The organism is Streptomyces sp. NPDC093795 (assembly GCF_044764665.1).
Taxonomy (GTDB): Bacteria; Actinomycetota; Actinomycetes; order Streptomycetales; family Streptomycetaceae; genus Streptomyces.
This window is the reverse complement of sequence record NZ_JBIWIO010000001.1, coordinates 715386-737223: the sequence shown is the minus strand read 5'-3', so window position 1 is coordinate 737223 and position 21838 is coordinate 715386. Positions and strand designations below refer to the sequence as shown.

General features: G+C 72.9%; 19 protein-coding genes. 13 read left to right on the top strand and 6 right to left on the bottom strand.

Annotated elements, in window-relative coordinates:
* Nucleotides 1-144: 144 nt before the first annotated feature.
* Nucleotides 145-1830 carry an FG-GAP repeat domain-containing protein gene (locus ACIRB7_RS03515; RefSeq protein ID WP_403591650.1) on the bottom strand — a complete coding sequence of 562 codons (1686 nt, stop codon included), beginning with the start codon at nt 1828-1830 and terminating at the stop codon, nt 145-147.
* A gap of 254 nt (nt 1831-2084) precedes the next feature.
* On the opposite strand from ACIRB7_RS03515, the gene ACIRB7_RS03510 reads away from it, so the two are divergent.
* The 4 genes from ACIRB7_RS03510 to ACIRB7_RS03495 all read left to right on the top strand — a co-directional run bounded on the left by ACIRB7_RS03510 (nt 2085) and on the right by ACIRB7_RS03495 (nt 6426).
* Nucleotides 2085-3686 (top strand): AMP-binding protein, encoded by a 1602-nt coding sequence (locus ACIRB7_RS03510; protein WP_403591647.1) that lies wholly within the window; start codon nt 2085-2087, stop codon nt 3684-3686.
* On the top strand, nt 3683-4405 hold the full coding sequence (locus tag ACIRB7_RS03505; RefSeq protein WP_403591644.1) for an enoyl-CoA hydratase family protein: 723 nt from the start codon (nt 3683-3685) through the stop codon (nt 4403-4405). Before ACIRB7_RS03510 ends, ACIRB7_RS03505 begins: the two co-directional genes overlap by 4 nt.
* Complete coding sequence (locus ACIRB7_RS03500) at nt 4393-4989, top strand: TetR/AcrR family transcriptional regulator (RefSeq protein WP_403591641.1); 597 nt, start codon at nt 4393-4395, stop codon at nt 4987-4989. The genes ACIRB7_RS03505 and ACIRB7_RS03500 overlap by 13 nt, the downstream gene beginning before the upstream one ends.
* A gap of 312 nt (nt 4990-5301) precedes the next feature.
* Nucleotides 5302-6426, top strand: a complete 1125-nt coding sequence (locus ACIRB7_RS03495; RefSeq protein ID WP_403591638.1) for an isopenicillin N synthase family dioxygenase — start codon at nt 5302-5304, stop codon at nt 6424-6426.
* On the opposite strand, the gene ACIRB7_RS03490 is transcribed toward ACIRB7_RS03495, so the two are convergent.
* Nucleotides 6405-7505, bottom strand: a complete 1101-nt coding sequence (locus tag ACIRB7_RS03490) for a citrate synthase 2 (protein WP_403591635.1) — start codon at nt 7503-7505, stop codon at nt 6405-6407. The two genes, ACIRB7_RS03495 and ACIRB7_RS03490, sit on opposite strands and share 22 nt — an antisense overlap.
* Nucleotides 7506-7762: 257 nt before the next feature.
* On the opposite strand from ACIRB7_RS03490, the gene pdxH reads away from it, so the two are divergent.
* The 3 genes from pdxH to ACIRB7_RS03475 all read left to right on the top strand — a co-directional run bounded on the left by pdxH (nt 7763) and on the right by ACIRB7_RS03475 (nt 10856).
* On the top strand, nt 7763-8446 hold the full coding sequence (pdxH, locus tag ACIRB7_RS03485) for a pyridoxamine 5'-phosphate oxidase (protein ID WP_403592487.1): 684 nt from the start codon (nt 7763-7765) through the stop codon (nt 8444-8446).
* Nucleotides 8447-8552: 106 nt separating this feature from the next.
* Nucleotides 8553-9896 (top strand): PAS domain-containing protein, encoded by a 1344-nt coding sequence (locus ACIRB7_RS03480; RefSeq protein WP_403591632.1) that lies wholly within the window; start codon nt 8553-8555, stop codon nt 9894-9896.
* 147 nt (nt 9897-10043) lie between these two features.
* A complete protein-coding gene (locus ACIRB7_RS03475) occupies nt 10044-10856 on the top strand; it encodes an isocitrate lyase/phosphoenolpyruvate mutase family protein (protein ID WP_403591630.1) in 813 nt (270 codons plus the stop codon).
* Between the two features lie 32 nt (nt 10857-10888).
* Here ACIRB7_RS03475 and ACIRB7_RS03470 read toward each other — a convergent pair whose 3' ends face one another.
* Entirely contained in the window at nt 10889-11656 is a 768-nt protein-coding gene (locus ACIRB7_RS03470; protein ID WP_403591627.1) for an SIS domain-containing protein, read from the bottom strand.
* A 173-nt stretch (nt 11657-11829) separates the two neighbouring features.
* On the opposite strand from ACIRB7_RS03470, the gene ACIRB7_RS03465 reads away from it, so the two are divergent.
* The gene (locus ACIRB7_RS03465; RefSeq protein ID WP_351218952.1) at nt 11830-12519 is read left to right on the top strand and encodes a metal-dependent transcriptional regulator; all 690 of its coding nucleotides are present in this window, start codon (nt 11830-11832) and stop codon (nt 12517-12519) included.
* 103 nt (nt 12520-12622) lie between these two features.
* On the opposite strand, the gene ACIRB7_RS03460 is transcribed toward ACIRB7_RS03465, so the two are convergent.
* Complete coding sequence (locus ACIRB7_RS03460; protein WP_403591624.1) at nt 12623-13393, bottom strand: hypothetical protein; 771 nt, start codon at nt 13391-13393, stop codon at nt 12623-12625.
* A gap of 526 nt (nt 13394-13919) precedes the next feature.
* Here ACIRB7_RS03460 and ACIRB7_RS03455 point away from each other — a divergent pair.
* The 5 genes from ACIRB7_RS03455 (at nt 13920) to ACIRB7_RS03435 (ending at nt 19792) form a co-directional block, all read left to right on the top strand.
* Nucleotides 13920-15050: an alpha/beta fold hydrolase gene (locus ACIRB7_RS03455; protein ID WP_403591622.1), complete on the top strand. Its 1131-nt coding sequence runs from the start codon at nt 13920-13922 to the stop codon at nt 15048-15050.
* 185 nt (nt 15051-15235) lie between these two features.
* Nucleotides 15236-16462: a peptidase inhibitor family I36 protein gene (locus ACIRB7_RS03450; protein WP_403591619.1), complete on the top strand. Its 1227-nt coding sequence runs from the start codon at nt 15236-15238 to the stop codon at nt 16460-16462.
* A gap of 165 nt (nt 16463-16627) precedes the next feature.
* Nucleotides 16628-17011, top strand: a complete 384-nt coding sequence (locus tag ACIRB7_RS03445) for a hypothetical protein (RefSeq protein ID WP_403591616.1) — start codon at nt 16628-16630, stop codon at nt 17009-17011.
* 157 nt (nt 17012-17168) lie between these two features.
* Complete coding sequence (locus ACIRB7_RS03440; RefSeq protein ID WP_403591613.1) at nt 17169-18260, top strand: hypothetical protein; 1092 nt, start codon at nt 17169-17171, stop codon at nt 18258-18260.
* 146 nt (nt 18261-18406) lie between these two features.
* A complete protein-coding gene (locus ACIRB7_RS03435; RefSeq protein ID WP_403591610.1) occupies nt 18407-19792 on the top strand; it encodes a condensation domain-containing protein in 1386 nt (461 codons plus the stop codon).
* A gap of 79 nt (nt 19793-19871) precedes the next feature.
* Here the strand turns inward: ACIRB7_RS03435 and ACIRB7_RS03430 are convergent, their stop codons facing one another.
* Nucleotides 19872-20519, bottom strand: a complete 648-nt coding sequence (locus ACIRB7_RS03430) for a class I SAM-dependent DNA methyltransferase (RefSeq protein ID WP_403591607.1) — start codon at nt 20517-20519, stop codon at nt 19872-19874.
* Nucleotides 20520-20583: 64 nt separating this feature from the next.
* Nucleotides 20584-21744: a hypothetical protein gene (locus tag ACIRB7_RS03425; protein WP_403591605.1), complete on the bottom strand. Its 1161-nt coding sequence runs from the start codon at nt 21742-21744 to the stop codon at nt 20584-20586.
* Between the last annotated feature and the right edge of the window lie 94 nt (nt 21745-21838).

Here is a 21838-nt window from a genome sequence, read left to right as displayed (position 1 = left end):
GGGCCGGGGGGGGGGGGGGGCGGCCGCGCCCCCCCCCCGCCCCCCCGCGCCGCCCCCCCCCCCGGGGGGGGGGGGGGGGCCCCGCGGCGGTGCCGGCCCGCCTTCCGGTCCGGGCCCGCGTCCATGCGATGAGCCGGGCCCGCGTCAGCTGACGTGTTCGTACTTCCAGCCCGACGCGATCTTGACGCGGGCGGCGAACGTGGCGGTGCCGCGGAGGCCGGTGGCCGAGTAGCGGTACACGTCGCCGCCGGGCGTGACGGCGACCAGGTCCGACCGGCCGTCGCCGTTCATGTCACCGGGCGAGGCCAGGTGCGCGTACGCGTCCCAGCCCTTGCCGATCAGGACGCGCGCCGCGAACGGCGCGGTGGCCGAGCCGGTGCCCGGGTGCACGTACAGGCTGACGCCGTCCCGGGAGACCAGGTCGGGGCGGCCGTCGCCGGTGACGTCCCCGGTGCCGACGAGGGTGTCCAGCTGCCAGCCTGTGGCGACCTTCACGGCCGGGCCGACGCGCGGGTAGTACTGGTACTTGAGACCGGAGTGGAGGAACAGGTTGCCCCACACGTTCAGGCCGAGGACGTCGGCCTCGCCGTCGTTGGTGACGTCACCGACCGACACCGTCTCGGCGTAGTACTGGTAGAAGGCCGCGCTGTTGGAGACCTCGCCGGTGCGGTCGCTCATCAGGCCGGGGTTGTACGAGGTCAGGACGGTGGCCTGGTCGGTCTCGTCGAGCGCGTGGGCGTTGGTCATCCGCCAGTGCGAGCCGTTCGTCCCGGCCTCGCCGTACTGCCTGGCCGCGGCGAGACCGCCGTTCGCCATCGCCCGGTACGTGAAGGCGGTGCCCGCCCCGTTCACGGTGAACAGGTTGTGCTTGCCGTAGGCGGGGACGCCGCCCTGGCCGAGGAAGTACGAGAGGTCCTGGCCGCCTCCCCCGTGGTACGTCCGCGCCGCGAACTTCCCGCCGCCGGTTGAGAGGTACTTGTAGAACGCGCCGCTGTGCGTGCGGGCCAGCAGGTCGGCCCTGCCGTCGCCGTTCAGGTCGTCGGCGCCGACGACCTGGTTGTACGCGTTCCAGCCGACGCCCACCTTGACGCGGGCCTTGAACGGGGTGGTGGCGGAGCCGGTGCCCTTGTAGAAGTAGAGGTCGCCCGTAGGGGTCTTGGCGACGAGGTCGGCTATCGAGTCGCCGTCCAGGTCGTTGGTGCCGACGAGCTGGTCGTAGGCCTGCCAGCCACCGCCGACCGATACGCGTGTCCTGAACGGGCCCGTGTAGTCCACGCTGCCCTTGCCGGGATACAGGTAGAGCGCGCCTGACGGGGTGCGGGCCAGCAGGTCCTGGAGACCGTCCTTGGTCAGGTCCCCGGGAGCGATGAGCTTGTTGTAGACCTGCCAGCCCTGCCCCTGCCAGACGAGCCCGACGTCGGTGGCGGTGGGGCTCACGGTTTCGTGCAGCTGGAGCGTGCCGTCGGAGCGGAGGCTCAGCAGGTCCGGGGCGTCGGTGCCGAACAGGTTGTCCGTCGGCAGGATCTCCATGCTGACGGCACCGTTGTGGTCGTCGGCACCGATAGTGAACGGCACGCCGGCGCCCGTCTTCGACAGGACGATCGTCAGCTTGCCGGTGGCGGCCGACCGGTAGATCCGGTCGCTCCGGCCGTCTCCGTCCCGGTCGAACCGGGGCTTCGCGGCGGCGGTGGCTCCGGCCGGGGCGGCGACGGCGGTGGAGACCGGGCCGGCGGACACCAGGCCCACGGTGAGCGCGAAGGCCGTGCAGGCCGCGAGGCGGTGGCCTCGGCGCTGGTGGTCCGTGTGGTGCGTGTGGTGCGTGTGGTGCAAAGTCCCTCCTGGGACGTGGCGGTGCAACGGGGGGCGCCGGGAGCGTCAGGCAGGGGGGTCCCGGGATCGTCCGGATCGTAAAGCCCGCGGGGAGCGGAAAAGAAGATCTGCCGCGTACAACCATTTCGTCCGGTCCGAAACCATGCAGGCGTGCTTGATTGTTTTGATGGAGTGCTGACAGGGTCTCCCCAAGCCGTACCGGCACACGCGATCCTGGCGACCACCTTCCACCGCTCAGGCTCAGGGGGCAACGCATGGTGTTCCACAGCGAGTACGAGAACGTGTCCGCCGTCTCCCTCCCCATCCACGACGTGGTGCTCGGGCGCGCCGCCGAGCGCGGCGACACACCCGCACTGATCGACGGGACCGGGGAGTTCACCCTCACGTACGGGCAGGTCGACGCCTTCCACCGGCGGGTGGCCGCCGGGCTCGCGGAGGCCGGGGTGCGGAAGGGGGACGTCCTCGCGCTGCACAGCCCCAACACCGTGCTGTTCCCCGTCGCCTTCTACGCCGCCACGCGCGCGGGTGCGTCCGTCACGACCGTGCACCCGCTCGCCACGCCCGAGGAGTTCGCGAAGCAGCTCCGGGACTCCGCCGCGCGCTGGATCGTGACGGTGTCGCCGCTGCTCGCCTCCGCCCGCGCGGCGGCCGAACTCGCGGGTGGCATCGCGGAGATCTTCGTCTGCGACCAGGCACCGGAAGGTCCCGACGGCGAAGGTCCGGACGGCGGGCGCGTGCGGTCGTTGCAGGCCTTCCTCGGCTCCACCGGACCCGTGCCCGAGATCGACGTCGACCCCGACCGGGACATCGCCGCCCTCCCGTACTCCTCCGGCACCACGGGCGTCCCCAAGGGTGTGATGCTCACGCACACCTCCATCGCCACCAACCTGGCCCAGCTGGAGCCGCTCATCCCGATGGGGCCGGGTGACCGGATTCTCGCGATCCTCCCGTTCTTTCACATCTACGGGCTCACGGCTCTGATGAACGCGCCGCTCCGCCAGGGCGCCACCGTCGTCGTCCTCCCCCGCTTCGAGCTCGACACCTTCCTCGGCGCCATCCAGAAGCACCGCATCAACGGCCTGTACGTGGCTCCGCCGATCGTGCTCGCCCTCGCCAAGCACCCGGCCGTCGCCGACTACGACCTGTCCTCCCTCACGTACATCGTCAGCGCCGCCGCCCCGCTCGACGCCGCCCTCGCCGAGGCCTGTTCGGCGCGGCTCGGGCTGCCGCCGGTCCTCCAGGCGTACGGCATGACGGAGCTGTCCCCGGGCACCCACGTCGTCCCGCTCGCCGCCGACAACCCCCCGCCCGGCACCGTCGGCAAGCTGCTGCCCTCCACCGAGATGCGCATCCTGTCCCTCGACGACCCGTCGAAGGACGCCGCCCCCGGCGAGGAGGGCGAGGTCGCCATCCGTGGACCGCAGGTCATGAAGGGGTACCTGGGCCGTCCCGACGCCACCGCCGCCATGATCGACGCCGACGGCTGGGTGCACACCGGCGACATAGGCCGGGTCGACGCCGACGGCTGGCTGTTCGTCGTCGACCGCGTCAAGGAACTCATCAAGTACAACGGGTTCCAGGTCGCCCCCGCCGAACTCGAAGCGCTCCTCCTCACCCACGAGGGCGTGGCCGACGCCGCCGTCATCGGCGTCACCGACGCGGACGGAACCGAGATACCCAAGGCCTTCGTCGTACGCCAGCCGGCCGCGCCCGGCCTCACCGCCGAGGACGTCATGGCGTACGTCGCCGCCCGGGTCGCCCCGTACAAGAAGATCCGCGCCGTCGAGTTCATCGACGGCGTCCCGCGGGCAGCGTCCGGGAAGATCCTCCGAAGGGAACTGAGGGACCGCACATGACCCTGGTCGCCATAACCGAGGAGCGGGGCGTCACCACCGTCGCCCTGGACTCCCCGGCCACCCGCAACGCGCTCTCCGCGCCGCTCGTCGCCGAGCTCGCCGACGCCCTCACCGCCTGCGGCAAGGACCCCGCCGTCCGGGCCGTGGTCCTCACCCACACCGGCGGCACGTTCAGCGCGGGCGCCGACCTGAAGGCGCCACCGAGCCCGTACACCTTCGTCGACCTGCTCCGGCAGGTCGTCGAGCTGCCCAAGCCGGTCGTCGGGCACGTCACAGGACACGTACGGGCCGGTGGCCTCGGCCTGCTCGGCGCCTGCGACATCGTCGTGGCGGGGGAGGACGCGGACTTCGCCCTCACCGAGGTACGGATCGGGGTCGCGCCCGCCGTCATCTCCCTCACCCTCCTGCCGAAGCTGGAACCGCGCGCGGCGGCCCGGCACTATCTGACGGGCGAGCGGTTCGGCGTCCCCGAGGCGATCGCCATGGGCCTGGTCACGGCCCCCGACGCCGAACTCGACGGCATCGTCGACGCGCTGCGCGCCGCGTCCCCGCAGGGCCTGCGGGAGGCGAAGCGCCTGGTCACCGCTACAGTCCTGGAGACCTTCGAACGAGACGCGGAGGACCTCGTGCGGAGGTCGGCCACGCTCTTCGCCTCCGCCGAGGCGCGCGAGGGGATGACGGCCTTCCTCGAACGACGGGACCCCGCATGGCGGCTGTGACCGCACCCAAGCCGGACCGGAACCCCAAGCAGGACCGGAGCCGCGCCACCCGGCAGCGGCTCCTCGAGGCGGCCGTGGCCTGCCTGGCCGAGCACGGCTGGGCGGGTTCCACGGTCACCGTCGTCGCGGAACGGGCCGGCGTCTCCCGGGGCGCCGCCCAGCACCACTTCCCGACCCGCGAGGACCTGTTCACGGCGGCGGTCGAGTACGTCGCGGAGGAACGCTCCCAGGCGCTGCGGGCCCTCCCGTCCCGCGACCGGCACGAGGCCGTCGCCGCCCTCGTCGACCTGTACACCGGGCCCCTCTTCCGGGCCGCGCTCCACCTGTGGGTGGCCGCCGCCAACGAGGACCAGCTCCGCGACCGCGTCGCCGACCTGGAGGCCCGCGTCGGCCGGGAGTCCCACCGCGTCGCCGTCGAGGTCCTGGGCGCCGACGAGTCACGCCCCGGCGTCCGCGAGACCGTCCAGGGCCTCCTGGACATGGCCCGCGGCCTTGGCCTCGCCACCCTCCTGTCGGACGACCGCGCCCGCCGGGAACGGGTGGTGGCGCAGTGGGCGCGGCTGCTCGACGAGGCGCTGGTGTAGGAGGCCGTACGGGTCCGGGGTGGAGGCCGCGCGGGTCCGGGGTGGAGGCCCTACGGGTCCGGGGTGTGACCCGGGCCACGGTCGTTCCGCGTCCGCCGCAGTACTCTGGTCGCATGCCTACGCTCGTACGCCGTCGCCACGTGGACTTCGTCCGCGTCACGAGCATGAGCTGTCGCCGCTCCGCCTGACCCTCCCGGGCCCCACCACCGCCCCCCAGGGTCCCTCGTCAGAGCCCAAGCCGACCGGCACCCGTGGCCCCCGCCCCACCCCTGGCGGCCGCCCCGGGCACCCGTAGACCCCGCGGACGCATCCATGGCAAGCACCAGCTTCAGCACCGGCACCACGACCCGTACCGGCGCGGACACCACGACCCGTACCGGCGCCGACACCACGGCCCGTGCCGGTTCCTACCCCTCGCAGCTCCCCATCGTCGACCTCTCCGCCGCCGACCGGGGCCCCCAGGCGCGCCGCCTGCTGCACGCGCAGCTCCACTCGGCCGCCCATGACGTCGGGTTCTTCCAGCTCGTCGGGCACGGTGTGACCGAGGCCGAGACCCGGGCCCTCACCTCCGCGATGCGCGCCTTCTTCGCGCTGCCCGAGGCCGACCGGCTCGCCCTCGACAACATCAACTCGCCGCACTTCCGCGGCTACACCCGCACCGGCGACGAGCGCACGGCCGGCGCGCGCGACTGGCGCGACCAGCTCGACATCGGCGCCGAGCACCCCGCGCACACCCCCGCGCCCTGGGAAGCCCCGTACTGGTGGCTCGAAGGCCCCAACCAGTGGCCCGCCGCGCTCCCCGAGCTGCGGACGGCCGCCCTGCACTGGATCGAGCGGCTCAGCGGTGTCGCCGAGCGTCTGCTGCACGAGCTGCTCGCCTCGATCGGCGCGCCCGCGGACTTCTACGACGACATCTTCGGCCCGCGCGCCCACCCGCAGCTCAAGCTGGTGCGGTACCCGGGCAGCAGCGGTGAGGGCGACGACCAGGGCGTCGGCGCGCACAAGGACTACGGCTTCCTCACGCTGCTGCTCCAGGACCAGGTGGGCGGGCTCCAGGTGCAGCGGGAGGACGGGAGGTTCCACGACGTGCCGCCGCTGCCGGGCGCGTTCGTCGTGAACCTGGGCGAGCTGCTCGAGGTGGCCACGAACGGCTACCTGCTGGCGACGAACCACCGGGTGGTGTCCCCGCCCGGGGCGACGGAACGGTTCTCCGTGCCCTTCTTCTACAACCCGCGGCTCGACGCCCGGATCGCGCCGCTGGAGTTCCCGTACGCGGCCACGGCGCCCGGCGTCACGCACGACCCGGCGAACCCGCTGTTCGCCGAGTACGGTTTCAACGCCTTGAAGGGGAAGCTCCGCGCGCATCCGCTCGTGGCGGCACGCCATCACGCGGAGCTTCTCCTCCACCCGGAGGCTCAGCCGGCGATGTCGGCGTAACCCTCGATGTCGCGCGGGTCCCGCTTGCCGGGGCCCGTGTAGCGGGCGGACGGGCGGACCAGGCGTCCGGTGCGCTTCTGCTCCAGGATGTGCGCCGACCAGCCGGCCGTACGGGCGCAGCTGAACATCGAGGTGAACATGTGCGCGGGGACCTCGGCGAAGTCGAGGACGATGGCCGCCCAGAACTCCACGTTCGTCGCCAGGATCCGGTCGGGGCGCCGGCTGTGCAGCTCCTCCAGGGCGGCCTTCTCCAGGGCGGCGGCCACCTCGTAACGCGGGGCGTCCAGCTCCTTGGCCGTGCGGCGCAGCACGCGCGCGCGGGGGTCCTCGGCGCGGTAGACGCGGTGGCCGAAGCCCATGAGGCGCTCGCCCTTGTCGAGGGCCTGCTTGACGTACGCGGTGGCGTCGCCGGTCCGCTCGATCTCCTCGATCATGCCGAGGACGCGGGAGGGCGCGCCGCCGTGCAGCGGTCCCGACATGGCGCCGACGGCGCCGGAGAGGGAGGCGGCCACGTCGGCGCCGGTGGAGGCGATCACGCGCGCGGTGAACGTGGACGCGTTCATGCCGTGCTCGGCGGCGGACGTCCAGTAGGCGTCGACGGCCTTGACGTGCTTCGGGTCGGGCTCGCCGCGCCAGCGGATCATGAAGCGCTCGACGACGGACTCGGCCTTGTCGATCTCGCTCTGCGGGACCATGGGCTGGCCCTGGCCGCGGGCGGACTGGGCGACGTACGAGAGGGCCATCACGGCCGCGCGGGCGAGGTCGTCGCGGGCCTGCTCGACGGAGATGTCGAGGAGCGGTTTGAGGCCCCACACGGGCGCGAGCATGGCGAGCGCGGACTGGACGTCGACGCGGATGTCGCCGGAGTGCACGGGGATGGGGAAGGGCTCGGCGGCGGGCAGGCCGGGGTTGAAGGCGCCGTCGACGAGGAGACCCCAGACGTTGCCGAACGAGACCTGGCCGACGAGGTCCTCGATGTCGACGCCGCGGTAGCGGAGTGCGCCGCCTTCCTTGTCGGGTTCGGCGATCTCCGTCTCGAACGCGACGACTCCCTCGAGCCCGGGTACGAAGTCGGACATCAGGCGGCTCCTCTATCGATGATCGATCAACCGAATGGTGGTCGATGGTGGGAATTCAACAGTCGTCCAGCCCAAGAGTCTGTACGGTTCCGATGATGCGGGGAAGCGTGACATCCGGCACACTCCGCCGATCCGGCGACTCAGGGTTGACGGCACGCGGTGCCGGGCAAACTGAGGCGCTGCGGCAGGATGACCCTGTGACCGATCCCGCGACCGATCCCGCGACCGATTCTGTGAACGATCCTGTGACCGATCCTGTGAACGAGGGCCTGGACCCCGCCGACATGCGCGAGCAGTACCGCACCACGGAGCTCTCGGCGGCCGAGCTGGCGCCGGAGCCGATCGCGCAGTTCGCCCGCTGGTTCAAGGAGACCGCCGCGAGCCCGGCGATCCACGAGCCGAACGCGATGATCGTCTCCACGGCCACGCCCGACGGCCGGCCGTCCTCCCGGACGGTCCTGCTCAAGCACTACGACCGGGCCGGCTTCGTCTTCTTCACCAACTACGACTCCCGCAAGGGCGTGGAGCTGGCGGCCAACCCGTACGCCTCGCTGCTCTTCCCCTGGCACCCGCTGGCCCGCCAGGTCGTCGTCACGGGCCGCGCCGAGCGCGTCGGCCGTGACGAGACGGTCGCCTACTTCCGTACGCGCCCGCACGGCTCGCAGCTCGGCGCCTGGGCCAGCCGCCAGTCCTCGGTGATCGCCTCCCGCGCCGAGCTCCTCGCCCGTTACGAGGAACTGGCCGCCCGCTACCCGGCGGACGCCCAGGTCCCGGTCCCCCCGGAGTGGGGCGGGATCCGGGTCGTCCCGGACGCGGTCGAGTTCTGGCAGGGGCACGAGAACCGCCTCCACGACCGCCTCCGCTACGTCCGTGAAGAGGTCCGTGAAGAGGGGGGCGGCGGGGACGGCGAGACCTGGCGGGTGGAACGCCTGGCTCCGTGACCCTGGGGCCGGACGCGTCTGTTTCCGCGACGCAACATTTTCGGTGAAGGTGATGTGCTCTGCGTCACGTTCCAGTTGAATGGCCGCAGCATGGGGGGGTGCCGGGATGAGTGCTTTCACGGAGTCTGCGAGCGAGACCGCTTCCGTTCCCGGGGCGGGGGCCGATCTGCTGGCCGCGCTGCTCGACGGGATGGACGCGGCGCTCTGCGCCTTGGACGCCGACGGGACGATCACACACTGGAACCGCGAGGCCGAGCGGATCCTCGGCTGGTCCGCGGGGGAGGCCGTCGGGCGGCGCGGCTTCGAGGGGTGGGCCGCGCGCAGTGCCGACGCCGAGGAGACGCTGCGCCGGGTGATGGGCGCCATGACCGGCCCCGGCCGGCAGGTCCACGAGCTGGCGCTGCTCCGCAAGGACGGCGGCCGGGTGCTCGTACGGAGCCAGGCCGCGGGGGTACGGGGGGCGGACGGCAGCCCGGCGGGCGTGTACTGCGCGTTCAGCGAGGTGCACGTCCAGCTCGATCTGGAGCGGTCGGTGGCCCTCAGCGAGGCCCTGTTCGACGACGCCTCCTGGGGGGTCGTCCTCGTGGACGCCGATCTGCGTCCCGCCATGGTCAACGGCCACGCGGCCCGTGCCTTCGGGACGGCCCGTACGGCCCTGCTGGGGCGCCCGCTCGGTGACGTCGTCGTCCAGGGCGCGGAGGACTTGGAGGCGGCCCTCCAGCACGTCCTCGCGGAGGGCAGCCCGCCCGCGCCCGCGGAGGTGTGGGTGACGCTCCGGACGGCCGCGGGGGAGCGGCGCCGGTGCTGGAGCAGCGGTTTCCTGCTGCTGTCGTCGCCGATGGCGGAGGAGCCGGTGCCGCTGGGTGTGGCCTGGCTGTTCCAGGACGTGACGGAGGAGCGGCTCGCGGCGCGGGAGGCGGACCGGCTGCGGTTCCGCTGGAGTCAGCTGCACCGGGCGGGCGCGGCGGCGGCGGAGTGCGAGGACCCGGCGGAGGCGGCGACGGTGCTGCTCGACTTCGCGCTCGCCGGGTTCGCCGACCACGCCCTGGTGGACCGGATCGCGGGCGAGCGACGCCTGACCCGGGCCCTGGCGACCCCGGCGGGCGCCCCGGGGCCCGCCTCGCCGGTCGTGGGCGGCGGCATCCCGCTGCGGTACGGCCCGAGGCACCCGGCGCTCCAGGCCTGGGACCGGGTGGGCACGGTACGGGCGAGCGCGGGCCGCACAGCCGAGGTGTGGGCGGAGGCCCACCAGTGGCCGGGCGACGCGGCGCACGCGGTGTGCGTGGTGCTGCGTTCCCGGGGCCGGACCCTCGGCGTCCTGACCTTCCTGCGGGCCGCCTGCCGGGCGCCCTTCGAGCGGGAGGACGTGGTCTTCGCGGAGGCGGTGGCGTCGCGCGTGGCGGCGTCCCTGGACCTGGGGGAGACGCCTTCCGGCCTCGGGGCGGGATGAGGGCGGGGTACGAGGGAGACGGCGCGGTCGCGGAGAGGCCAGGGGTTACGAGGGGAGACAGCGGGGGCTACGAGGGGAGACCACGGGGGCCCGGAGAAGCCGGTAAATTCCCCACCGCCCGGCCCGCGATGTGATCGTATTCCCGCCATGACCGCTCTCCGCGACAAAGCCCGCCTCCTCCGCTCCCTCCACGTTCCCGGCAGCCCCCTGGTCCTGCCCAACGCCTGGGACGTCGCCTCCGCGCGCGTGGTCGCGGACGCCGGGGCCCTGGCCGTGGCGACCACCAGCGCGGGTGTCGCGTGGTCGCTCGGCCGTGGTGACGGCGACCATCTGGGCCGGGACGAGGCGCTGGCGGCCGTCGCCCGTGTCGCGGCGGCGGTCGACGTCCCGGTCACCGCCGACGTGGAGCGCGGCTACGCGCCCGACGCCGCCGGTGTGGCCGAGACCGTACGGGGTGTCCTCGCGGCGGGTGCCGTCGGCGTCAACCTGGAGGACAGCCTGCGCCCCGTGGCCGAGCAGGCCGAACGGATCGCGGCGGCGCGCGCCGCGGCGGACGCGGCCGGTGTCCCGCTGTTCGTCAACGCCCGGATCGACACCCACCGCCTGCCGCCGTCCGGCGACCGCGCGGCCTGGCTGGCGGAGACGCTGCTCCGGGCCCGCGCCTACGCGGCGGCCGGCGCGGACGGCATCTTCGTCCTCGGCGCCCTCGACGCGGCGACGGTCGGCCGCCTGGTCGCCGAGGCGCCGCTGCCCGTGAACGTCGCGGTCGGCCCGGACACGCTGTCGGTGTCCGAGCTGGCGGCGGCGGGGGCGGCCCGGGTGAGCGCGGGTTCGTCGATCGCGGAGGCGGCGTACGGCCTGGCCGGCCGAGCGGCCCGCGAACTCCTCGACCGGGGGACGACGACCGAACTGGAGGGCGGCGCCGAGTACACCACCCTCAACGCCCTGTTCCTGTCCTAGGGCGCGTCCGGCCCTGATCCGCCGGACACGCCTCAGTGCCGGTAGAAGATCCGGTCGCCGTACTCCGTCATCACGCGGCCGTTCCACTCGTGGCCGCCGTCGACGTTTCCGGAGCGCAGCAGCGGTGGCTCGATGCCGCGGCGTACGAGTTCCTCGGCGGCGGCGGCCATCGTGGCCTGCATGAGGGCGCTGGTGACGACGGTGGAGGCGGGGGCGAACGGGGCCTCGATGCCGTCGTGGGTGAGTTCGGCGTCGCCGACGGCGATACGGGAGTCGAGGACGATGTCGCAGTGGTCCTTGAGGTACGTCCCCGACACGTGCCGGGACTTGGTCTCCGTCGCGTATGCCACGGAGGTGACGCCGATGACGGTGAGGCCGAGCGCGCGGGCGTTCATCGCCATCTCGACGGGCAGGGCGTTGCGTCCGGAGAGGGAGACGATGATCAGGACGTCCCCGGCCTTGGCGGGGGAGGAGTCGAGGACCGCCGCGGCGAGGCCGTCGACGCGTTCGAGGGCGGAGCCGAGTGTCGCCGGCATGACGTCGACGCCGACGACGCCGGGGACGGCGAGCAGGTTCATGAGGGCGAATCCGCCGGCCCGGTAGACGACGTCCTGGGCGGCGAGGGAGGAGTGGCCCGCGCCGAACGCGAAGAGCCGGTTGCCGGCCGCGACGGCCTCGGCGATCGCGGTGCCCGCCGCGGCGATCTCGGCGGAGTCGCCGTCGCGGACCTGCTTGAGCAGGTCGATCGCGGCGTCGAAGAACTGTCCGGCCAGCTTGCTCTCGCCCGCGCTGTCGCCCATTCCAGAAGCTCCTTCTCGTCGCCGTCGTGTCGTGGTCGTGCCCTGGTCGCCGATCACGGTGCGGTCTGGACCATTGCTCTGTCAATACCGCCCTGCGGTCGGTGAGGCCCGGTTGTCCGCCCGATGCGTCAGTATTGGTGCAGGGCCAGCGCACGACTCATCGAGGGGCACGTATGTCCGGACTGATCGACACAACGGAGATGTATCTCCGCACCATCCTTGAGCTTGAGGAGGAAGGTGTGGTCCCCATGCGTGCCCGGATCGCCGAGCGGCTCGACCAGAGCGGTCCGACCGTGAGCCAGACGGTGGCCCGGATGGAGCGCGACGGTCTGGTGGCCGTCGCCAGCGACCGGCACCTGGAGCTCACGGACGAGGGCCGCCGCCTCGCCACCCGCGTCATGCGCAAGCACCGCCTCGCGGAGTGCCTGCTCGTCGACGTGATCGGCCTGGAGTGGGAGCAGGTGCACGCGGAGGCCTGCCGCTGGGAGCACGTGATGAGCGAGGCCGTGGAGCGGCGGGTCCTGGAGCTGCTGCGTCACCCGACGGAGTCGCCGTACGGAAACCCGATCCCGGGCCTTGAGGAGCTCGGTGAGAAGGCGGAGGCGGAGGCCTTCCTCGACGACTCGATGGTGTCCCTGGCGGAGCTGGACGCGAGCGGCGGCAAGACCGTGGTCGTGCGCCGGATCGGCGAGCCGATCCAGACGGACGCCCAGCTGATGTACACGCTGCGGAGGGCGGGCGTGCAGCCCGGCTCCGTGGTGTCGGTGACCGAGTCGGCCGGCGGCATCCTGGTGGGCAGCAGCGGCGAGGCCGCCGAGCTGGACGCGGACGTCGCGGCGCACGTGTTCGTCGCGAAGCGCTGACGCTGCCCGCAGCGAGCACGGAGCACGGAGCACGGAGCAGGAAGTACGGAGTGAGGGGCGCCCGGCGGGCGCCCCTCGCGCGTTCCCGGGCGGGCGGGGTCCGTCAGATGTACGGCGCGAGGACTCCCCACAGCCCCAGCGCGAGGATCGCGAGCGAGACGCCCCCGCCGAAGAGGAACTTCACGACGGTCGAGTAGAGCGGCTCCACGGCGGCGTTGCGCGAGGGGCGCTCCGGGTCGTAGACGACGTGGATCTCCGGGGTGGAGCGGTTGGCTCCGTAGCTGGTGGTGTGCTCGTTGCCGCTGGTGTCGGTGAACTTGTACCAGCTCGCCCGCTTGCCGTTCGGGTGGTAGTGGCGGGTGGCGGCGACCGTGATGCCGCGACGGCGGAGGACCGCCCGGTTCGTGACGCCGTCGAAGGCGAGGAAGGTGAGCGGTACTCCGATGATCAGCCCGAACAGCCCGCCGAACGCGGCCATGCCCATCCCGTCGCCGTGGGTCGAGCCGGTCCACCAGACGTAGCCGACGCAGGCCGCGAGGAAGGCCACGCCACCGGTCCACACCTGCCACACCTTGATCACGGCCCCGCGGTCCTCGGTCGTGACGAGGGCGCTTCCGGCCGGGTCCCGCCGCTCGGGCAGGGCGGCGGTCACGGCGGTGAGGAAGGCGGAGGTGGCGTACGCGTTGCCGCCCTGGAGCCGGCGGGTCACCCCGTCGGTCAGGACGATCGTCAGAGCCTTGTCGCCGTCCGGGCGGACCTCCTGGACGGCAGCCAGGGGGACGTGCGTGATCTCGCGGCCCTCCGTCATGGTCAGACGGTCGGGGCGGAGAACCGTGTACTGGTCCCCCTTGCTGAGGACTTGAGGACTGAGCATGCCTCGATTGACCCGTGCGGTGGCCGGTCGGTTGTAGGGGCGGACATCACGGATTCGCCACGGTTACGGGTGCGGTGACCCTCGTGCGCCCCGTTTACGCCGGAATGGCCACGCGCGCGCCCTCGTCGTGCCACGCTGGGCTGAGTGGGGCGCGATCGCGGGGAGGGGTGGGGTCATGCGGCGGAGTTTTCCGTGCGGATGCGGGCCGCCCCGGAAGACGACGGGGGCCGGAAGACGTAGGGGGCCGGAGGGCCAAGGGGGCCGGGCGGTGGAGAGCCCCGGCGCCCGAGGGCGCCGGGGCCTGTCCTCCCCAGTTCCGACCTGGAGCCCCGAGCTCTCAAGGTCGTCCCCGCCGGACCGATTTCCCCGAGCGGTCCGCCTCCCGTTGAAGATCTCCCCTCGGCAACGGGAGTCAATCCTTGAGCCCTGTCACTCGAACGAGGGGTGTTGGGTGGCAGGAGCGCATTTTCGAATGCGAGTTCGATAGTCTGGCGTGGTTCGACGGGAAGCAGAGGGGGTGCCAGGGATGGCGCGACGACTCGACGTCACCGGGGCCGACGGCGTACGGCTGGCGGCCTGGGACTTCACGCCCGGCCCCGGGTCGGCCGCAGCCCCGAGGATCGCCCGCCAGGCACCCCCGGGCCCGGCCCCCGGCCTCGTGCCGCAGCCGCCCGGACAGCCGGTCAGGCAGAGCGCGGGCCCCGCCGCCGTACCGCGGCCGCCCGCGACGCAGACAGCCGGTCCCGCCGCCGTACCGCGGCCGCCCGGGCAGGCCGCCGGTGCCGCCGCCGTACCGCAGCCCGCCCGGCAGGCCGCCGGTCCCGGCCCCGGACCGCTCGCGGCCCCCCAGGCTCCCGGCCCCGTCCTCCCCACGGCCCCGCAGGCCGCCGCCCCCGGTGTCTTACTCCTCCACGGTCTGATGGGGCATGCCGGGCACTGGGCCCCCGCCGTGCGGCGGCTCACCGGCGGGCACCGGGTCGTCGCGCTCGACCAGCGCGGGCACGGCGCGAGCGGGAAGCCCCCGGCGGGCTCCTTCACCCGCGAGGCGTATGTCGCCGACGCCGCGGCCGCCATCGAGCAGCTCGGCCTCGGCCCGGTCACCCTCGTCGGTCACTCCATGGGCGCCCTCACGGCCTGGCAGCTCGCCGCCGACCGCCCCGACCTGGTCCGGGCCCTCGTCATCTGCGACATGCGCGCCTCCGCCCTCGGCGCCGCCTCGCAGCGCGCCTGGCAGGACTGGTTCCGCAGCTGGCCCGCCCCCTTCCCGTCCCTCGACGCCGTCCGCCGCTGGTTCGGCGAGGAGGACGCCTGGGTGGAGCGCCCCAACCCCGCCAGGGGCGCCTTCTTCGCCGAGGTCATGACCGCGCACGCCGACGGCTGGCGCCCCGTCTTCGACCCGGCGCAGATGCTGACCTCCCGCGAGACCTGGGTGCACGACGCCCACTGGGACTCCCTCGCCCAGGTCCGCTGTCCGACCCTCGTCGTCCGGGGCCTCGACGGCGAACTGGGCCGCGCCGAGGCCCAGGAGATGGTCCGGGTGCTGCCCCACGGGGCGTACGCGGAGATTCCCGACGCCGGCCATCTCCTCCACTACGAGCACCCGGAGGCCTGGGCGGAGGCCGTCGAGCCCTTCCTGAACGGCGTCCTGACGCCGTAGCCGGCCGGTGCGGCGACCGGCGGGCGCGGCGGACCGGGCCATCCCGGCGAGAGGGCAAGCGGGGCGGACTCCGGCATTCCGGGCGACGGGCGCCCCCGCTGTCGGCAGGCACCGTATGGCCGGATACGGTCTCCCTCTCGCGGCGCGTCCGAGGTCTTCTCCGCGCCGCCTCAGAGAGGAATTGCATGCGCACATCCATGCTGCGGCGCCTGGCCACGGTGGCCACCGCGCTGGGGCTCACGTCGGCCGGCTTTCTCGGTGCGGGCGCGCCCGCGCAGGCTGCGATCAGCGACTGCCCGTCGGGCTACTTCTGCGCCTGGAAGACCGACAACGGCACCGGCACGATGTACAAGACGAACGTGAACGCTCCGACGCTCGGGACCTGGGACAACACGTTCCGCTCGGTCGTCAACCGCACGACCAAGGTCGCCTGCCTCTACGACGACCCGAACTACGGCGACGAGTACTCGGGCGCCAGTGTGATCCCCTCCAACCCCTCGGGCAGCGAGTGGGGCGGCCCCGGCAGCAACTCGATCAGCTCGGTGAAGCTCGTCTCCACCGACCGCGAGTGCGTCCTGCCCGCGTACCCCGAGTGGCACGCCTCGACCGCCCCCAAGGCGGCGGGCTTCGGCGACCTGAACGCCGACAAGAAGTCGGACGTCCTCGTCCGTGACCAGGCCGGACGCCTCTGGTTCCTGCCCGGCGACGGCTCGGGCACGCTCGTCGGCGCGGGCGGCTGGAACGTCATGAACGCCCTCACCCGGCACGGCGACCTCACCAGCGACGGCCGCGAGGACGTCATAGCCCGCGAGGCGGCCACCGGCAAGCTGTGGCTGTACCCGGGCACGGGTACGGGTGCGCTCGGCGCCCGCAAGCTCATCGGCAGCGGCGGCTGGAACGCCATGGACAAGATCACCGCGTTCGGTGACCTGTCCGGCGACGGCCGCTCGGACCTCCTCGCCGTCGAGAAGGCCACCGGCAAGCTGTGGCTGTACCCGGCCACCACGACGGGCACCCTCGGCGCCCGCAAGCTGATCGGCAGCGGCGGCTGGAACGTGATGAACACGCTGGTCGCGACCGGCGACATGAACGGCGACGGCCGGGCCGACCTGACCGCCCGCGAGGGCGCCACCGGCAAGCTGTGGTTCTACCCGGCCACGAGCACCGGCGGGCTCGGCGCCCGCGTCCTGATCGGCGCCGGCGGCTGGAACATCATGGCGACGATCCTCGCGGTCGGTGACATCAACGCCGACGGCCGCAACGACGTGGCGACGATCACCGGCAGCAGCTACTCCTCTGCCCAGTGCGCGGGCGAGGGCTGCCTGCTCCTCTACCCGGGCAAGGGCACGGGCGCGCTCTACCCGGGCTCGCTGGCGGACCTCAACTGGTGGGACCTGAACGGCGCGTTCTGACCCCGCTGGAGCGGTAAGTGAAGTGAGGGCCTCCACCCAGGACGGGTGGGGGCCCTCACGTCGTCACATGGCCGAGACGAAGACGGCCCAGGCGTCGGGGGAGACGGAGAAGGGGGGAGGGCGGTGTCCTTGGAGTCCCGGACGTGGACGGAGTCGCTTGACATCGTGCCCTCTTGGGTGCCCGCCACCGGTCACGCCCTCCGTCACGCGGGCGTTCACTTCGACGCCGTACGGATCGGCGGCTTCCTCGGTGAGGACGTGGCGTACCGGCTGATGGCGTTCACGGACTTCCAGGCGGGTCCGATCGTCCGCGAGGCGACGGGCGAGAAGAACTACTACTTCCTTCTGCCGCCGCAGACCGTCGCCGCGTTCGCGTGGCCGGCTCCGGCGCGGGCGCTCAGCCGGAACGGGCGCAGTGAGGCGTTCGTCGGGATTCCGGCGCTGCACGGGGTGACGTGGCCGCTCGACTGGAGGTCGCGGCCGACAATCGAAGATCCGTTCGTGGAACCGGAGTTGTTGCACCAGACGGTGAAGCGTGCGGTACGGTAACCGCAAAATCACGCTCCGTGAGATATGGAGCGGCCCTCGGGGGTGCTGGAACACACCCCGAGGGCCTTCATCACCAGTGGTCAAGCGAGGTCCACCAGAAATGCTTCGGCATGCTATCGCCCCGGTTCGTTGCTTCACGAAGGTCTCGAACAGTGTCGTGCGTCACCCGCGTCTGAACAGCGACGCGAAGCTTCTCCTTATCTACGTCCAGGGCCTCCCGGAGACCGCGAGCGTCAAGCCGCTCGGGGAGCACGCCACCGACCTGGGCATGCGGCCCCGGGCGTACCACAAGGCGAGGGAGTGCCTGACGGCGTGCGGGTACCTCCACGAGTGGAAGTGGCAGAGCCAGCGCGGGCGCTGGACGACCGAGCAGCTGCTCTCGAACGTCACCCTCACGCGTGAGGAGGCGAGCGGGGTCCGGGACGGGGTTCCGGCCGACTCTCCGGATGCCGACGCACCGACTTGCGGTTTTCTGGGGGCCCGAAAGCCGGGGACTCTTCCTCCGGTAGACAAAGACGGAGAGAAGACTTCTCCCCACCCACCCACCAAAGCGCACGCGCCGGACCCGACTTCGGCCCCGAGCCAGGAACCGGCCCCGCAGCCGGAAGCCGCCCCGAACCCGGAACCGGCCCCGGAGCCGGAAGCCGCCCCGAACCCGGAACCGGCCCCGCAGCCGGAAGCCGCCCCGGAGCCGCCCCCGGCCCCCGCGCCGGAAGCCGCCACCCCCTCCGACCTGACCCCCGAAGCCGTCGAAGCCGAGCGCGTGTTGCTCTCGCTCCGGCATCAGAGCCGGGACCTGCTGCTCGGCGTACGGGAGGCCCGTGGGCTGGCCGAGGCGGCGGCGGAGTGGCTGCGGAGGGGCGTGTCCGTCGCGGACCTGCGGCATGCGCTGACGGCCCATCTGCCCCGTGGCGGCGTCCGTTCGGCGGTGGGCTTCCTGCGGCACCGCCTGATCGAGAAGCTCCCGGCCGAGCCCCGGCCGGCCGCAACGGTCGCTCTCGCCGCTCCGCACGGCCACGCCGCCCCCGCGCCGGACGGGCGCCCCGCGCTGGTGACCTGTGAGGGCGAGGGGAGGAGCACCCACGTGTTCCGTCCCGCCGCCGGAGAGACCCTCTGCAGCCCCTGCCGCCAGGAGGCGGCCCGTCGGGCCCACCCGCACCTCCAGCAGCCCGCCAAGCCCCGGCCCGCCTGGCGTGACCTCGTCGCCGAGGTCGTCCAGGAGGGCGCGTACCCGCAGGTCCACGCGTGAGGAGCGCGGCTCGGGGGCTCGCCCGGCCGTTCGACGCGATACCCGTTGTGCTGCATTCCGTCCGATGGGCGCATCCATACCGCGCCCGAGGGCCTTGCTCGCAGAGGGGCTCCGTGTCCGGGGCTCCCCTGTGCGAAGGGAAACGCGTGCGTATCACTGACATCCAAGCGTGCGAGGTCCGGCCCGGACGGCTCGTCGAGTGGACGCTGAGCCCGGCCGCCGTGAAGGCGGCGGTGCGGACGGAGGACGCCCGGCCGCCGGCGTACATCCAGGAGATGCACATCCGCAGGGCCAAGCGCCTGCGGGACAAGGGGCTGTTCGTACCGACGTGGATCGGCATCGTCTTCGACATGCGCGGCCCCCTCGACCTCGACGTGCTCCAGGAGGCGCTGCGGGCCTGGACCGCGCGCCACGAGACGCTGCGCAGCGGGTTCCGCTGGGCCGGTGAGTCGGGAGACGAGCTGCGCCGGTTCACGCTCGACGCCGGAGAGGTGGCCCTGCACCGCGAGGACGCCGGTGACTTCCCGGACGGAGGCGAACTGTCGCGGCATCTGGAGAACCGCTTCCACACGGTCGCGGACGCACTGCGCTGGCCGAACCTGATCTACGCAGCGGTCCTCCGGGGTGACTCGACCAGCGTGTACATGGCCTTCGACCACAGCAACGTCGACGCCTACTCCCTCTTCCGGCTCCCCGCTGACGTGCACGAGCTGTACACGGCCGGGCTGGAGGGCCGGTCGCCGGAGGAGCCCGCCCCGGTGGCGAGCTACGTCGACTTCTGCGAGCTGGAACGGGCCGACGCGGACCGTGTCGTCGACGGGCATCCCGCCGTGTCGCACTGGAGGGAGTTCATCCAGCGGTGCGGCGGGCAGCTGCCGGGCTTCCCGCTGGACCTCGGACTGACGGCGGGCGAACCGCCGGCCCGGCAGCGGGTGCTGTGCGAGCCGCTCGCGGGCCCGTCAGAGGCGGCGGCGTTCGAGGCGTACTGCCGGCCGTACGGCGGGAGCCTGGCCGGGGTCCTCGCAGCGACCGCCCGGATCGTCGGTGAACTCGGCGGGCCCCAGGTGTACCGGACGGTGGTGCCGTTCCACACGCGGACGAAGTCGCGGTGGAGCGAATCGGTGGGCTGGTACGTGGGAGGCGTCCCGGTCGAGGTGGAGACCGACCTCTGCCGCACCTTCCCCGACGCGCTCCGGACGGTGCGCGCCGAGCTCAAGGCCCACCGGGCGCTCGCGAGTGTTCCCATGAACCGGGTGCTGAGCCTGCTCGGTGCGGACCAGACGACCGATCCGGACCTGTTCTCGGCCGTCTCCTACATCGACACCCGTGCGATCCCGGGCGCCGACCAGTGGTCCGAGCAGCGGGCCCACGGACTGATCCGGCCGTCCCACAGCGACCAGGTGTTCATGTGGGTGAACCGGCTGCCCGACGGGCTCTGGCTGACGAGCCGCTTCCCGGACACCGATGTGGCGGACAAGGTGATGCGGCTGTACACAGAGCGGTTGCGCGACCACATCACCTCGACAGTCTGACGCCCTGCGTCGGGCAACGCTCGCCCTGGCAGCGACCCGACGCACGTGCTCGTCGGTGGCGTGCTCGTACGTGGCGTGCTCAGGCCTTGCGGGCGAGGAGTTGGACCTCCTGGAACTGCCGGCGGTCGGTCGGCTCGGGCTCGCGGACCAGCCGGGCCACCTCGGTCAGGCCGGACTCGCGCAGCAGCGAGGCGAGGTGGTCGGGCGACCAGCGGTAGGCCGTCGCGACGGTGTGGTCGAAGGCCTGCGTCGGGTGGGACGGCCCGTCGGTCGCCGAGAAACAGATCAGAAGGTGGCCGCCGGGGGCCAGGACGCGGTGGAACTCCGCGAGGATCGGCGGGAGTTCGTGCGGCGGGGTGTGGATGACGGACCAGCGTGAGAGTACGCCGCCCAGCTCGCCGTCGGCGATGTCCAGCGCGGCCATCGAGCCCACGTCGAACCGCAGGCCCGGATAATCCTGCCGGGCCGACGTGATCATCACGGGAGAGGCGTCGACGCCGAAGGCCGACAGGCCGAGCTCGGCCAGATGAGCCGTGATGTGGCCGGGCCCGCACCCCAGGTCCGCGACCCGACCGCCCCCCTCCGCCCGTACGACCTCGGCGAAGGCGCCCAGGATCGCGCGGTCCAGGGGCCTGTCCCGCAGCGTGTCGCGGAACATCTCCACGTACGTGGCGGCGACGGCGTCGTAGGCCTCGGCGGTGGTACGGAGGGCATCGTGTTCGACCATGCCCGCGACAGTAGTCCCCGGCGCGGGGCGAGGCGACCGGCCGGTCGTCCGGGCTCCGGCCGGCTCAGGAACCCGGCTGGGTGCGGAAGTCGTGTACCGGGGAGACCTCGTACCGGGACGGGTCCGGGACCTTGGTGTTGCCCCGGAGGGCGGCGAACGGGGCGTCGATGACCGCGATCGCGGCGACCAGTCCCAGGGCCGCGCTGACGCCGCCGGACACGGCGTCGAGCAGGACCGGCGTCACGGCGGCCAGGGCGACGGCCAGGCGGAGCAGCATCCGGCCGTGCACGGACGGACGGAAGTACGGGCGGGGGCGTACCGGGCGGGCCCGTACACCCGGGGTGGTGGCACGCAGGTTCGCGGGGTCGGTCAGGTAGCGGTCGGTGTAGTCGAGGGCCGCGTAACCCCAGATCATCTCGCCGTCGTCGGCGATCGCGACCACCGGGTAGGCCGGGTGACCGTGCCGCCGCGCCACCGCAAGGACGGGCTCCCAGCGCTCGGGCCAGTAGATCCAGACGTGGCGGCCCTCGGTCCGGGGCCCGAAGACGGAGAGCTGCTTACGGGCGTGGTCGGGCCCGGTGAGGGCGCTGAGCAGCCCGTGCATGCCGTACCAGTCGCCCTTGGCGTCCCGGACCTTGAGGTGCTGGGCGTGTTCGAGGGGCGGATCGATGAGCTTGGTGCTCTTCTCGGACACGTTGCGCAGCCAGTGGGCGCCCGCCGACTCGAAGCGGACGGCCACCACGCGGCCGGCGAGGGCGTCCTCGGCGAGCAGCCGCTGCGGCTCGGGGAGCCGCCGTACGAGAAGGTTCTTCACCGTCAGGACGAGGACCACCAGGGTCCAGGGGACGAGCAGCAGGGCCGGGATGACCAGGACCGCCGGGTCGATCTCCTGGTAGGAGGCGTAGCGGAACACGGCCCAGGGCGCGAGGGCGACGAGCGTCATACCGGCCGTCAGGTACCAGTCGACGGGGTTGCGCGGCAGTACGGACGGCAGGTCCCGCATCGGCTCAGGAGCGGGCTCCGGCGGGCCGAGCGGCGGCTCGTTCCGGGTGAGCAGGGCCCACGCGCCGATGCAGGCCGCACCCGTGAAGAGTGCGGCGAGGACATCCCAACGGGCGCCGTCGGAGCGGTCGTAGACGAAGAGGAGGGCGACGGCGACGGCGGCGCAGAGGAGCGCGGCGGCGCGCAGGGCTTCGGTGACGGTGTGTCTGTCGGTCTGTCTCACGGGGGTCCTGAGGTTCGGCGGGGAGAAGATCGGGTCAACGTACCGAGCGCGGCCCTGCGGCCGGAAGCCCCGGCCACGCGCAGGTGCCGCCCTC

Coding starts and splice junctions, on each gene's coding strand:
- ACIRB7_RS03430 (WP_403591607.1), bottom strand. CDS start 20,519: ATGGTCGAACACGATGCCCTCCGTACCACCGCCGAGGCCTACGACGCC.
- ACIRB7_RS03470 (WP_403591627.1), bottom strand. CDS start 11,656: ATGGGCGACAGCGCGGGCGAGAGCAAGCTGGCCGGACAGTTCTTCGAC.
- ACIRB7_RS03455 (WP_403591622.1), top strand. CDS start 13,920: ATGGCGCGACGACTCGACGTCACCGGGGCCGACGGCGTACGGCTGGCG.
- ACIRB7_RS03505 (WP_403591644.1), top strand. CDS start 3,683: ATGACCCTGGTCGCCATAACCGAGGAGCGGGGCGTCACCACCGTCGCC.
- ACIRB7_RS03465 (WP_351218952.1), top strand. CDS start 11,830: ATGTCCGGACTGATCGACACAACGGAGATGTATCTCCGCACCATCCTT.
- ACIRB7_RS03495 (WP_403591638.1), top strand. CDS start 5,302: ATGGCAAGCACCAGCTTCAGCACCGGCACCACGACCCGTACCGGCGCG.
- ACIRB7_RS03480 (WP_403591632.1), top strand. CDS start 8,553: ATGAGTGCTTTCACGGAGTCTGCGAGCGAGACCGCTTCCGTTCCCGGG.
- ACIRB7_RS03450 (WP_403591619.1), top strand. CDS start 15,236: ATGCGCACATCCATGCTGCGGCGCCTGGCCACGGTGGCCACCGCGCTG.
- ACIRB7_RS03460 (WP_403591624.1), bottom strand. CDS start 13,393: ATGCTCAGTCCTCAAGTCCTCAGCAAGGGGGACCAGTACACGGTTCTC.
- ACIRB7_RS03475 (WP_403591630.1), top strand. CDS start 10,044: ATGACCGCTCTCCGCGACAAAGCCCGCCTCCTCCGCTCCCTCCACGTT.
- ACIRB7_RS03500 (WP_403591641.1), top strand. CDS start 4,393: ATGGCGGCTGTGACCGCACCCAAGCCGGACCGGAACCCCAAGCAGGAC.
- ACIRB7_RS03510 (WP_403591647.1), top strand. CDS start 2,085: ATGGTGTTCCACAGCGAGTACGAGAACGTGTCCGCCGTCTCCCTCCCC.
- ACIRB7_RS03490 (WP_403591635.1), bottom strand. CDS start 7,505: ATGTCCGACTTCGTACCCGGGCTCGAGGGAGTCGTCGCGTTCGAGACG.